This window comes from Myroides odoratimimus (genome assembly GCF_004337635.1).
GTDB lineage: Bacteria > Bacteroidota > Bacteroidia > Flavobacteriales > Flavobacteriaceae > Flavobacterium > Flavobacterium odoratimimum.
The window spans coordinates 3,677,082-3,691,245 of the sequence record NZ_CP037427.1 but is presented as its reverse complement, the minus strand read 5'-3'; the positions used below and the strand labels follow the sequence as shown (position 1 = coordinate 3,691,245).

General features: G+C 36.1%; 10 protein-coding genes. All 10 read left to right on the top strand.

Annotation, left to right across the window (positions count from 1 at the left end; all coding sequences use genetic code 11):
- Positions 1-546 precede the first annotated feature (546 nt).
- The 10 genes from E0Z07_RS18355 (at position 547) to csm3 (ending at position 14,094) form a co-directional block, all read left to right on the top strand.
- Positions 547-1,443, top strand: a complete 897-nt coding sequence (locus tag E0Z07_RS18355) for a TonB-dependent receptor (RefSeq protein ID WP_233446000.1) — start codon at positions 547-549, stop codon at positions 1,441-1,443.
- 4 nt (positions 1,444-1,447) lie between these two features.
- Entirely contained in the window at positions 1,448-2,707 is a 1,260-nt protein-coding gene (locus E0Z07_RS18350; RefSeq protein ID WP_233445999.1) for a TonB-dependent receptor domain-containing protein, read from the top strand.
- A gap of 58 nt (positions 2,708-2,765) precedes the next feature.
- Positions 2,766-4,025, top strand: coding sequence for a hypothetical protein (locus E0Z07_RS16765; RefSeq protein ID WP_131541029.1), 1,260 nt, complete (start codon positions 2,766-2,768; stop codon positions 4,023-4,025).
- A gap of 554 nt (positions 4,026-4,579) precedes the next feature.
- Positions 4,580-6,325 (top strand): ABC transporter ATP-binding protein, encoded by a 1,746-nt coding sequence (locus E0Z07_RS16755; RefSeq protein WP_131541028.1) that lies wholly within the window; start codon positions 4,580-4,582, stop codon positions 6,323-6,325.
- A 5-nt stretch (positions 6,326-6,330) separates the two neighbouring features.
- The gene (locus E0Z07_RS16750; RefSeq protein WP_131541027.1) at positions 6,331-8,094 is read left to right on the top strand and encodes an ABC transporter ATP-binding protein; all 1,764 of its coding nucleotides are present in this window, start codon (positions 6,331-6,333) and stop codon (positions 8,092-8,094) included.
- A 357-nt stretch (positions 8,095-8,451) separates the two neighbouring features.
- Positions 8,452-10,011, top strand: coding sequence for an NAD(P)/FAD-dependent oxidoreductase (locus E0Z07_RS16745; RefSeq protein ID WP_131541026.1), 1,560 nt, complete (start codon positions 8,452-8,454; stop codon positions 10,009-10,011).
- A gap of 589 nt (positions 10,012-10,600) precedes the next feature.
- Positions 10,601-11,398, top strand: a complete 798-nt coding sequence (gene cas6 / locus E0Z07_RS16740) for a CRISPR-associated endoribonuclease Cas6 (RefSeq protein ID WP_016649041.1) — start codon at positions 10,601-10,603, stop codon at positions 11,396-11,398.
- Positions 11,398-12,963, top strand: coding sequence for a type III-A CRISPR-associated protein Cas10/Csm1 (gene cas10, locus E0Z07_RS16735; RefSeq protein ID WP_131541025.1), 1,566 nt, complete (start codon positions 11,398-11,400; stop codon positions 12,961-12,963). The genes cas6 and cas10 overlap by 1 nt, the downstream gene beginning before the upstream one ends.
- On the top strand, positions 12,950-13,360 hold the full coding sequence (csm2, locus tag E0Z07_RS16730) for a type III-A CRISPR-associated protein Csm2 (RefSeq protein WP_131541024.1): 411 nt from the start codon (positions 12,950-12,952) through the stop codon (positions 13,358-13,360). The genes cas10 and csm2 overlap by 14 nt, the downstream gene beginning before the upstream one ends.
- A gap of 23 nt (positions 13,361-13,383) precedes the next feature.
- Positions 13,384-14,094, top strand: a complete 711-nt coding sequence (csm3, locus tag E0Z07_RS16725; RefSeq protein WP_131541023.1) for a type III-A CRISPR-associated RAMP protein Csm3 — start codon at positions 13,384-13,386, stop codon at positions 14,092-14,094.
- The last annotated feature ends 70 nt before the right edge of the window (positions 14,095-14,164 follow it).

Below are 14,164 nucleotides of genomic sequence, written 5' to 3'. Positions count from 1 at the left end.
GGAGTAGAATAAAGTTTTTTAATAGTCTAGCATTGCCACTCAAATACAATGCTATTACTCAATAACTAGAAAATCCATAGATAAGGACGTATATCTCACTTGATCTGCATAGCCATTAAGAAGGAAGTTCTACATAAGGAAGAGAGACTACGAGGAAGTAAATGCCTGTGTGCAGCTCTAATTGAAGATAGTTACTCCTCATTTTTATTCTTCAAAAACAGCAGTGGTCGCATAGTTATCGCATAGTGATGGCATACTGCTCGCATATTTTTGCCTGCTTTTTATGCGACCACTATGGAATCAAACTACGATTAGTATATCATCATAGCTATACACAGGGTATCAGGGGGATAAGTCAACGAATTCTAATGCTGAGTTCTGAAGTACAAGAAGTGTTGTCTTCCTTTTTAATGAATCTAAATAATACTCCTTCTTGCGTCTTTTATATTCCTTTTAGCGTCAGTACTCAGGCAAAGGGATGCCTACTTTTGCCCTATCAATAAGAGAGATAGTCTTCCACAGAGCTATTCTATAAGAGAGATCAAGATGAAAATACCATACCTTACTTTATCCTTAATCGCTGTTTTATCATTTAATTCTAAATCTGTTTTTGCACAGCAAGATACTTTACAAAATACAGGGTTAAATGAAGTGATTATTCAGAGAGAAACCAAAGCCGAAAAAGAAAGTCGTCAACCTATACGTGCTACTGTACTTGATGTAAAAGCGATGAAACAACAGCCGTCTAGTGTGATAGAGCTGATGAACAGAACAGTAGGTGTACGAGTGAGACAAACAGGGGGATTAGGTAATGCTACTAATTTGATGTTGAACGGTTTTGAAGGAAAGGCGATAAAGTATTTTAAGGATGGGGTTCCGATGGATTATTTAGGGAATGCCTTTAGTTATGCTATTGTACCGCCTACGATGATTGATCGCATTGAGATCTATAAAGGGGTGGTACCTGTAGCCTTAGGGGCAGATGCATTAGGAGGAGCAGTTAATATCGTAACGAAAGAGCCTGAAAGTAATCAATCTGTAGATGTATCTTATCAGATAGGTTCTTATAACACTCATAGAGGTACCGTAAACGCTTATTTTCAAGATAAAAAGACAGGCTTATTCGGAGGAGTAAATGCTTTTATTAATTACTCTGATAACAATTATAAGGTCAATGTGCCTTACACTGATCCAGAAACGGCACAGGTAAGTAGAGAAAAACACAAACTGTTTCACAACCGTTTCTCTAATGGATTTGTAGAAGGGTTTGTGGGAGTGAAGAACAAGACTTGGGCAGATGAGTTGCGTTTGACTGTAAGTAGCTTTTACATTAATAAACAGCACAATTACGGGATGACGATGAACTATCCATTCGGAGGAGTGACGAGTAATATGAATTCTGTAGTGCCAACACTTCGCTATCGCAAGGCTTTTTTTAGATAAAGACTTGAAGTTAGATCAATTCCTTGTCTATAATACACTGCATTCTAGTTATACAGATACGATTAAAGGGTTTTACGACTGGAGAGGGAAGTTCACTCCAGTACCTAGTAAGAATGGAGAAGCGACTACTAGTGGAAGCATCAAAAAGTTACGTTATTATAACTTCGTATCTCGTACTAATCTATCTTACCGATTAGACAATGGGTTTATAGAGTTAAACTCTGTTTACAATACCTCTACTCGTCGTGGTTCTGACCCTTACGGAGAGAAATTTCCTTTCTCTAAGATAGATATGTTACAGCGTTCTGTAGTATTCCAAAAGTGGATTACAGGGCTAAACTGGAGGTTATACGCCTTAGATGATCGTCTGACGAATGACTTATCGGCGAAGTATTACTATTTGCGTACAGAAGGGTATGAGAGTGCGCATGGAGACACTTCGATGGAGCAGAAAAGATCTAAAACAAAAGGGAACTGGGGTGTATCAGAGTCGTTAAAATATCAGATTAACGATCGTATGTATGCTAGATTCTCAGGAGAAGTAGCCGTACGTCTACCAGAGCAAGAAGAGTTCTTCGGAGATGGAACATTCACGCGTACCAATTTTGCTTTAAAACCAGAAAAGAGTTGGAACTATAATCTAGGATTTAACTATAACAATCAAACCAACTTCATGACAGAGGTCAATGTGTTCTACAGAAGAACACATGATATGATCATGCTGTTAAACACGGGTATTTTTGGTAGTTACGAGAACATAGAAAAGATAAAAGGAGTTGGAGTAGAGGTAGATGCAGCATATTCTCCATTAAAGTGGTTGAGACTGTCTGGTAACGTGACATATCAAGACTTTAGATTATATGATAAAGAAGACAAGACGTATGAGGGTTCTCGTCTGAGAAATACACCTTATTTCTTTGCTAATCTTGGTCTGCGTACTTCACATGACAATGTATTCAAGGCAGGAGACAAGTTCTCGTTTTATTACAACTACAGTTTTGTAAAGGCTTATTACCTAGACTTTATTCCTAAAGAATTTGAACCTAGTGGTTTCTTAGGATTATGGGGAAAAGCACAAGTTAATGCAGAAGCTTATGTGATCCCTGATCAGAATTTACATTCTACAGGAGTGGTGTGGAGTTATTCACCTAAACTGTCTTTCGGTTTAGAAGCTAAGAACTTGTTTAACAGTGAAATATTTGACAATTACAAAATACAAAATGAAGGATTTAGTCTTCATTTTAAAGTGAATATGTCTCTTTAGGAGAGGAACAATTTAGAAATACAGAAACTTATCATTAAAACACAATAAATCTATTAAAATGAAAAAAAGCATTTTTAGTACTAAAACGATAGGAGCATTAGCAATGGCAGGGTTATTTGCTTTTGCATCATGTTCATCAGATGATAACTCAAGTTCAGAGCCAACTAAACCAGTTGAGCAAACGAAGACATCTTATGCGCTATTAACAGCTACATTAGGAGTACAGCCATTCGTAGGATACTTATCTAACTATGATAAAATGCCTGAAGGAGATTTAGACAATATCCATAAAGGTTCATTACAGATAAAAGGGAATGGAATGAAAGCGTATGGAGAATGGGTATTCCAACGTCTTCAATTAGGACGCGTTTCTTCTCCTGATGACGGTATCTTGAGATATTCTATTAACGCAGATGGTTCTTTATCAGAGACAGGTAGAATCACAGGAATGTCTTCTAACTTTTATGTACATGATAAAACGACTGGATATTATGCTGATATAGGAAGAGGATTGTTAAAGATACAAGTATTCAATCCTTCTACGATGCAGCGTACAGGAGAAATAGACCTTTCTATTGTAGAAGATAAAAAAGCAGAATACCAAGCTGTGGGATCTCGCTTTATCGCGTCTAAAGATGGAAAATTATATGTAGATATCATCACAGGTTCTAAAGATGGACAAGGTAGTCAGATGAAAGACCCTGCTCCAGGATATATCAAACTAGCAGTGATCGACATCGCTACTGGTAAATATGAAAAAACGATTCAAGATAACCGTATCAGCTATGTAGGATATGGTGGTAACGCGAATCAAATGTGGACTATGGGAGATGATGGAGCGTTATATATGTGTTCTCATGGGTTCGGAGTAAATGGAGCGACTAATGGTTCTGCTATTGTTAGAATTAAAAAAGGAGCAACAGAAATAGATAAAGATTGGATCATTAAGATTGATGATTATGTAAAGAATACTACAGTTGGTTCAGTAGGGGTAAAAGATGGTAAGCTATATACAGCATGGAGTGATAAAGCATTCTCATACACAGATATTTTGCCAAACCCTAATTTTACATACTATGCTTTTGATAAAGAGAATATTGCTGCAGGACCAAAAGCAGTAACTGGTATACCTCAATCTACTTATGCATTCCAAGATGCTCAAGCGATTACTACAATAGATGGTAAAGTGTACTTCAGAGTAGTGAATAACAAAGATTATAACGGATACTATGTATTAGGATCTGATAATGTAGCTAAACCTGCGTTTAACATCGGTAAAGGTGGTCAAGTATGGGGCTTAGTGAAATTAGAAAAATAATAAGTTAAACCCAAATTAAGTGATAGACATATAAACGAAAAGTAATTATACAAAATAGGTCTGAATTAGTGATACAAACATACTGTAGTATGGTTTTAGAACTAATGAAAGAGATATGAAGTAGAAATACTTTGCAGTATTTGGCTAATGCTTAATTAGGGTTTAATTATTTAGAACTCTCCATAGAGTTTGAATGCAATAGTAGAGGAGTTTTCTTCTCTACTATTATTTTTTATGGTTTTTTAGGAAACAGGAACAGGAAACGGGAAACGGGGAACAGGAAACAGGAACAGGAAACTGGGAACTGGGAACTGGGAATAGGGAACGGGGAAGAGGGAACGGGAAACAGGGAAATGGGAAACAGGAAACAGGAAACAGGAAACAGGAAACAGGGAACGGGAAATGGGAAACAGGAAACGGGGAACAGATGGCATGGTAGCTCAAAGTAGGGAGACTTTGCAACGAGAACAGAACAAAAAACGATTTCACAGTTTCACGATTTCACAAAACAACAAAATCACAAAACAACAAAACAACAAAACAACAAAAAGAATATGGCAACAGATAATGTGCTATGGCGTATCGTAAAACCAGTCAAGAAGAAGCTAAACTTTGCAATGGCTCTTTCTGTGGGTTCTACTTTATTGACAATAGCCAATTTAATAATATTAAGTTACTTAATTAATGCACTGTATCACGGAAATACAACACAATTGTTGTATCTATTCGGAGCGATGATCTTATGTGTAGTAGTTAGTTATGTATTACGTCTAAAATCATTTGACGTATCCCATTACGCAGCTTTTGATTTAGAAGCTATTTTGCGTAAGAATATCAGTCACCATTTGGCGAAGTTACCATTAGGGTTCTTGACTGAGACAGGTTCAGGAGCATTGACTAAAATCTTAAATGAAGATGTTCGTTTATTACATGGATTTGCGGCAGATAGTACCCCTTTATTTGTGCGTACGTATGCTTTTCCAGTAGTTACTTTGGTTGCATTATTTTGGTTTGATTACAGAGTAGCACTAGTTTGTCTAGCTATTCTTATCGTAGGACTTGGGTTTTTAGCATTAGCGATGAAGAATAAGACAGAAGTAACACATCAATTTAATAAAGCAAAAGAAGATATTAATGTAGCTGTGATAGAGTATGTACAGGCAATGCCGGTAGTACGTGTATTCGATGGAGGAGAGAAGTCATTTGTGCGTTATGAGAACGCTTTACAACGCTATTTATCTATTATCACTTTGTGGTTTAAGGAAAACGGATTGAATGCTAAGTTGTCCATGTTTATTTTAAACCCGCTACCTACATTTATTATATTACTTGTGCTAGGAACGTATTGGTTCCAAGAGGGGTCTTTGAGTTTTGTGTCTTTTGTAGCCTCTTTATTATTGGGGACAGGAATGATAGAGTCTATTTTGCCTTACCGCAGTTTGACTAATGTGATCTCTAGAGCTGCAATCAGTGCAAAGCGTATAGAAGAATTACTAGAAGTAGAACCTTTAACTTCTACAGGAGAACAAACTTCTGTAAATGATACAACCATTGAGTTTGACAAGGTATCTTTTACTTACCCTGGTAGAGAGGACAAGGCATTAGATAATATCAGTTTTACGGTGAAGCCAGGTACTTTTACTGCTATTACAGGAGCATCAGGAGCAGGGAAGTCTACTGTAGCTCGTTTGTTACCTCGTTTTTGGGATGTTAGTGAAGGAGAGATAAAACTGGGCGGAACAGATATCCGCCAATTAAAACCTGAGGTATTATTAGATACGATATCATTTGTGTTTCAAGACAATTTTATCTTCTCTGATACGATTGCTAACAATATCAGAATGGGCGCAGAGGAAGCTACATTAGAAGAAGTAATGGAAGCAGCTAAGGCTGCCCAAATACACGATTTTATTATGCAACTTCCTAATGGGTATGAGACCTTTGTAAAAGAAAGGGGAAATAACTTCTCAGGTGGACAGAAGCAACGTCTAGCGATTGCTAGAGCGATCTTGAGAAATAAACCTATTCTTATCTTGGATGAGGTAACTTCATTCTCAGATACAGAAAACGAACTATTACTGATGCGTGCTTTTCGCAATTTGATGAAGGACAAAACAGTCATTATGATCGCTCATAGATTAGAGACAATCAAGAATGCGGATCAGATTATTGTGATGGATAAGGGAAACATTAGCGAGATAGGAACACATGAACAATTAGCAGCTAATCAAGGAATATATCAAGCGATGTGGCAATCGTATACACAAGCGAGAAATTGGCATATTAAATCAGATAAGTAATAGAGATGAGTAAAGTACAAACAAATAAGAGCAGTTCTTTTATCGGTATATTATCTAACCTGATTAAAGCAGCAGGTCCAATGGGTGGACGACTGCGAATGAGTTTAATATTGATATTGTTGTCTTCTGTTTTTCAAGGAGCAGCTTATACTTGCTTTTACCCTATTTTTATGAATATAGGGAAGGGAAAGCCTGAGCAAGTATGGTTTTACATCTGGATAGCATTAGGCTTCGTCGTGATTAGTGCTATCTGTAGATGGATAGGGCAAGACTATGACTACGGAGGTTTTTCTTCACAGGCACAGTATGACCTTCGCAAGAGACAAGGGGAGAAACTGAGAGAGATGCCTTTAGAATTTTTATCTAATAAACGCTCTGGAAAGTGGAGTGCCGTGATTAGTAATAATGTAGATGAGGTAATTTCTTACACCATTACAGTGTCGAGTTTGATGATGTATGGAGTGATTACACCTATATCAGTAGGGCTGATGACTTTCTTCTTTGACTGGAAGATAGCGATCGTTATCTTGATTTTATTCCCTGTGATCATCCCGTTATATCGCTGGAGAAAACCCGCTTATGACCGTGGAATGTATTATCTAAATGAAGTACACTCTGAGCTAAATGCAGAGTCTATAGAGTTTATCCAAGGCTTACCTGTGCTTAAAGCAAGTAATGGTATAGAGCGTATCGTAGCTCGTTTAAACAAAAGCATTGATAAAGTAAGAGAAGTGCAAATCTTCGGGCATGGCAAAGGGAGTACTCCTAATCTGATTATTACTTCTGCTTTAGAAGTAGGGATGTTAGTATCCTTGGGATTGGGAATATTGTTTGTGCTAAAAGCAGATAGCAATATGATGGTCATGACAGCCTTAATGATTATTGTGATTCGCTTCTCAGAGTTGATCTCTAGCTTTGTACCCATGACCATGATATTTAGTCTGATGGAAGCAGGATATAAGCAAATCACAGCGATGTTAACTGCTCCTGTCTTAGAAGTAAAGACACCTCAAGCGAAACCTACCTCTTATGGTATAGAGTTTAAAGAAGTAGACTTTTATTATGAAGATGCTCAAGAAAAAACTTTGTCTAATATCAACTTATCTATTGCACCGAAGTCTATTGTAGCTTTAGTAGGGCCTTCAGGTTCGGGTAAGACTACGCTGGCAAGAATGATTATGCGTTATGCAGATTGTCAGAAGGGGAGCATTAGTATAGGAGGAGTTGATATTACTAATTTGAGTCAGAATGATTTGTTGAGTATGATATCTGTGGTATTCCAAGAGGTTTATTTATTTGATGATACCATAGGTAACAATATCCGTATGGCGAAACCTACTGCTACTCAAGAAGAAATAATAGACGCGGCTAGGCGTGCTCAATGTCACGATTTTATCAGCCAATTGCCTAAAGGGTATGATACGCCTATAGGAGATATGGGAAATACCTTATCAGGTGGAGAACGTCAGCGTATCTCTATTGCGAGAGCACTGCTTAAGAACAGTCCAATAGTCATTCTAGATGAACCAACGTCTTCTCTAGACTCTTTAAGTGAACTTGCCGTACAGCGTGCTATCGATGAGCTAGTGAAAGAGAAGATTGTGATTATCATTGCACATAGGTTATCTACAGTCAGAGGCGCGGATAAGATATGTGTGTTAGAAAAAGGTCAGATAGTAGAGGAGGGAACACATGAAGCCTTAATGATAAAAAAAGGTAAATACTGTGACCTATGGGAAGCAGAGAAGCAAATAGAGGCTTTGTTTTAAGAAGAAATAGCAATTGTATTCTATAGATTAGAAGGACTAAGGACAGATAGTAGACTCATTTGATAAGCTTACCCCAAGTTCGCTTTTCCTTAGTTTCTTTTATGTAAAAGCTTGTGATATTGTATCACAGGCTTTTTTGTTTTAATGGTGGTAGAGATAAGAAGGTATTACTTTATAATCAGAATAAATAGTATGGGCTTAATATAGTAAATAACTAATAATTAGTTTTTTAGTGTTGTTTTCTGTATTTTGTGTACGGGATGTCAAAAAAATACTGAATGACTATAAAATAGTAAAAAAAACTAAGTGATTTTAGTTTATTTTTGCGCCTTTAATTTTTATTTGCTTTATAAAAAAATGCCACAAGAATTACAGTTACAAGTTCTTCCTGAAGTTGCAGGTACAGCGGATTTATTGACGCAGTACGTTGCAAACCATGTGAAGTGTTCTCCAAAGGACATTAAGCATATCACGATCTTAAAGAGATCTATTGATGCGAGACAACGCACCGTAAAGATTAATTTAAAGGTTGCTGTTTTTTTTGCCGATGAAGATGTAGTACATAGACAAATCGACTTCCCGGAGTATAAGAACGTAAAGGATGCTCCACGTGTTATCGTGGTAGGAGCAGGGCCTGCAGGTTATTTTGCAGCCTTACAACTAATCGAGCTAGGGGTAAAACCTATTGTAGTCGAAAGAGGAAAAGATGTGCGAGGTCGTCGTCGTGATTTGAAAGCAATAAATATCGATCATATCGTTGATCCGGATTCGAACTACTGTTTCGGAGAAGGAGGAGCGGGGACTTACTCAGATGGTAAGTTGTATACACGTTCTAAAAAACGCGGTGATGTCAATCGTATACTAGAGTTATTAGTAGCCTTCGGTGCATCACAAGATATCTTAGTAGAAGCACATCCACATATCGGAACGAATAAACTTCCGAAGATTATGCAAGATATGCGTGCTAAGATTGAGGAGTTTGGTGGAGAAGTGTTGTTTGAGAAAAGAGTAGTAGACTTTGTGATCAAAGGAAATGAAATAGAAGGAGTAAAACTACACAATGGAGACCTAATCGAAGCAAAGAAAATAATCTTAGCTACAGGACACTCTGCTCGCGATATCTATGAATTACTAGACCGTAAGAAAGTCTTGATAGAAGCAAAGCCTTTTGCCCTAGGAGTACGTGCAGAGCACCCACAGACGCTGATAGATAAGATACAGTACTCATGTGATTACAGAGGAGAGTTTCTTCCTCCAGCACCTTATTCTATCGTGAAGCAGGTTAATGGAAGAGGAATGTATTCATTCTGTATGTGTCCAGGAGGGGTTATCGCGCCTTGTGCTACAGCACCAGGAGAGGTAGTAACCAACGGATGGTCACCGTCTAAACGAGATCAAGCAACAGCCAATTCGGGTATCGTAGTAGAATTGCGTTTAGAAGACTTTAAACCTTTTGAAAAGTTCGGAGCTTTAGCAGGTATGGAATTCCAAAAATCGATAGAACAACAAGCTTATAGGGTAGCTGGAGAGACACAGCGTGTACCTGCACAGCGTATGGTAGACTTCTCTCAGTCTAAAGTATCTGAGTCTATCCCTAAGACGTCTTATCTACCTGGTACGACTTCTATAGAGTTAGGACAGGTATTCCCAGGTTTCTTGACGCAAATCATGAGACAGGGATTCCAAGAGTTCGGTAAGTCGATGAAAGGGTACTTCACGAATGAGGCTATCTTACACGCTCCAGAGAGTAGAACATCCTCTCCAGTGCGTATCCCTCGTGAGGATTATACCTTAGAGCATCCTCAGATCAAAGGACTTTATCCATGTGGTGAAGGAGCAGGGTATGCAGGGGGTATTGTATCTGCTGCCATCGATGGTGAGAAATGTGCGATTATGTGTGTCGAGAGCATGCAGTGATTAATTAAGAATTTAGAATTAGGAATTAGGAGTGTATTGCCTACGGCATTTAATGGTTAACAGTTGTTAGTTGACAGTTAACAGTATTGCCTATGGCATTTGGCATGTATATCACGCAATCGTAGAGATGATCATATACACCCGCCACCTAGTAACCACAGTCTATATAAGGTAGAGGCGCAATATCTCGCGTCTCACACAACGTATATCCATACCGTATACCACGCAATCGTAGGAATGATTACATACATCCGACACATAATAAATAAAGAAATAAAATTTAATATACGAGCCTAATTACGAGAGTAGTTAGGCTTTTTTATGCTATAAACGTATCAACAAGATATAATCAATACTTTTCAAGTTATCATTATACTAGCTACATACTCATTCTTTGTCGACTTCTTCATGTATTCTAGGAGGGGGTAGAGACTAAATTGTTAATGTTCTCAATGTGTCATTCTTTGTCTAGGAAAGGAGAACGCTCTTCGGTAACTTTATGAGGAGAGATTTTAGTATGAGGAGGTTTTCCGTAAAACACCACTAAATATTAAAGTTATATTTATAGACAAGAAGTTAAGAATAGGATATGAGATTTAGAATTAAGTTAGAAGCAATAGATAAGGAAAGGATAATACCTGCTAATTATCAATATCCATTATCTGCTGCTATATATAAGATTATAAGCAAAGGAGATAATGACTACGCCACCTTTCTACATCAAGAAGGGTATGGTAAAGGATTGAAGTTTTTTTGTTTTAGTGATATTAAGTGTCCATTTATTATAGAAGGAGATCGTTTATTATTACAACAAAACGAATTAGAAGTACAAGTGGCTTTTTATTTGCCTGAAGCTATGCAACACTTTGTACAGGGATTATTTGCTTCTGAAAAGATTAATATATCAGATAAAAAATCAAGACAAGACTTTAGAGTAAAAACAATAGAACGCATTACTAATAAACTTAGTGTTTATAAAGAGAATGAGATAGTAAGTATATGTGTAAGACCTATATCTCCTTTAGTAATTGGATTAAAAAGAGAAGATTGGTCTTATGAATATCTAGATCTTGAGCATTCAAGATACCAAGAGATGTTTGTGTATAGTTGGAGAGAGAAGATAAAAGCAGCTTATGGTGAGGAAGAGGCTGATAATGCTTTCTTGGCAATGGAAGTGAAGTTTTATGATAAACCTTATCGAAGTCGTTTAGTAACGATCAAACAAGGTACTCCTCAACAAACAAAAATAAAAGGATATGTCAATTTTAAAATAGAAGTAAAGGGAGAGAGAAGATTTATAGACTTATTACTCAACGCTGGAGGAGGTATATATAATGCACAAGGATTAGGTTTTTTAGAGATTGTTGAAGAGAAAAAAAATAGATAATGAAGTATTTGTTAAAAGGAGATATTTCCGGGATACAGGAGTTTATCTTCAATGTGAAATCAAAGGGGGCTGCAAAGGCTCTTAAGGCTCGATCGTATTATATACAGTTATTAGGTTATATGGCATGTCAATATACAAGTCAAAAGCTACCTAACGCAGAACTGTTTTATGAAGGTGGAGGAGCATTCTTTATTAGTTTTGAATTAGAGGCAGAAGAAGTTGATGATCTCTTTATGAAGTTAGAAAGTGATGTAAAGAAGACTTTTTCATCTTATGGAGTGTATATAAATCTGGCTTATGTTTCTAAAGATGTAGAGGACTTTGGTAAGACTTGGTCAAATTTGAGAAAAGAATCAAATAGAAAAAAGCTGAGTTATAATGCTGGTAATCATTTTTTTGAGCCTTTTTTTAGAACTAATGAAGAAGTAAATAAATCAGACATAAAGCAATTGTTTAAAATATTGCAAATAACGGATACAGTACCAATCTACGATAATTTAGTAGAAATATTTGGCGCAGTAGTTAATGAAGAATTGCTTAATCATTTAGATTATTTTGATAAGTACCCTAACTCATTAGAGGATAAAATACCTATGTGGGGAGGTTATAATGAACTAGATAGCTATAAACAATTCAGACAAAATAACGCATCAGATTATACAAATGTTTCTGATTTGAGTGCTACTGATATTGTTGATTTTGATGGTTTTGGTGACTTTGCTAAGCATAGAACAGGAACAGGTAAAATAGCTGTTCTTAAATTAGATGTTGATAATTTAGGGAAGTTGTTTGGGCAGATAAAGGAAGAGGGTAAAGGAAAAGAAAACTCAAGAAAGATGTCTAAATTCTTTAATGAGTATTTTTATAAAAAGGTATTTAATGGACTGACATTTGAAATTAATGATATAACAGAAGGTTATAAAGCGAATGTTTATCCTATATTTTCTGGAGGAGATGATTGTTTTGTTATTGGTTCGTGGGATGCCATACTGTGTTTTTCTATAGCTTTTCAAAAGGCCTTTACAGAAGAAATTACTAAAACAATAAAAATAGATAATGGAGGACAATTAACCGTATCAGCTGGTATTGTATTAGTTGATCCTACTCATCCTGTGAGTTCATTTTCAGAATTAGCAGAGGAGGCTTTAACGAAGTCTAAGAGTAAGGGAAAAAATAAGGTGACCATCTTTGATTTGACATTTACATGGGAAGAATTTAGTCATATGGTTGAAGTTAGTAAGCTCTTGGCGAAAGAGATGGAAAGTAAAAAGATTAGTAGGGCTTATTTAGATAAAATACGCAAGAGCGCAAAAGGTTTTAATGCATTACAAAATACTAATGGAGCTGACTTTGACAGGATCTATAAATTGAAGTACTATTTAAGTAAGAATGCAGAAGCATTGGGTTCAGTAGTAGATAAACTCTTTGAACCTTATTATGAAGCATTAAAAGCTAACTTATTAAAAGAAGAAAAAGAAAATAGTTACAATGTAGCGATATATCCTGCCATTGCTCGAGTAACAGAATTATTAACTAAAACTAAATTAGATTATGAGAGAAGATAATAATAAAAAATATGGAACTCGTGATAAGGAGTCAAGAACTCATTATACTTACAATAAGGATGGTGTATTGAAGAGAAATATGAAGGAGGAGGAATATCAAAAGTTTTTGTTAGAAACAACAGAGTCACTTGTTAAAGATCAATTAGCTTTTATTTCAAAGACACAAATGCGTAATATTTTTGATTTAATTAGAAATTGTAATGAGGTAAATGAATTAAAGATGATTAAACCAAAATTATTATATACAGCAGGAAGGTTAACTAAAAAGTATGATAAACAATTTCTTGTTGATTTATCTACTACAGTAGCTGAGGTAAAGTCAAAAGAAGAGTTACAATGTGTGCAAAAGTATATTGAGACTGTGTTAGCATATCATAAGTTTTATGCGAAAAACTAGTTAGAACTTAAAAAAGAGAAAATATGAAACCATTATTAGGTAAAATTATAATCAAAGGAGAATTAAAAGTATTAACAGGGTTAGCTATTGGGGGAAGTAAGTCAGGTATAGACATAGGGGCCTTAGATAATCCAGTAATAAAAATAAAAAGAGGTAATAGTGATGTTCCTTATATTCCTGGTAGTAGTTTAAAAGGGAAGCTAAGAGCATTGTTAGCTAAAGTAGCAGGCAGTAAGAATGTAGAGATGGATAAAACGCTGATGTTAGTAGATAAATCAGATTTTAAACATCTAGCCAATGTATTTGGATATACACCTACCTCTGATGATAAGACGGCAAAAGAAGCTCTCTTAAAGGTAAGAGATGGATTTATAAAAGCAGTACATAATACAGAAGAGGTAACAGAAGAGAAAGTAGAAAATACAATTGACCGTGTTACAGGAAAGGCTAATCCACGACCAATAGAGCGTGTATTGCCAGAAACTGTGTTTGAAATAGATTTATGTTTAGATGTATATGATTTAGAGGAGGCTAAGGAGCATTTGCAGTTATTAGATTTGGGATTAGAGTTGTTACAACAAGATTATCTTGGTGGTGGAGGTACTCGTGGAAATGGTCGAGTACAAACGAATGTGTATGTACAAGATTATTTAGAGATTAATACAACAAAGAAAACTTTAGATAAGAGTTCATTCAATTTTAAATTTACTAATTCGTGTCATAATGAAGGCTAAACTTTTAAAGCTAAAGCCCAATAGTCGGTTCCACTTTGAGGGTGTCCCGTGAACTGTGTCATTAAAATAA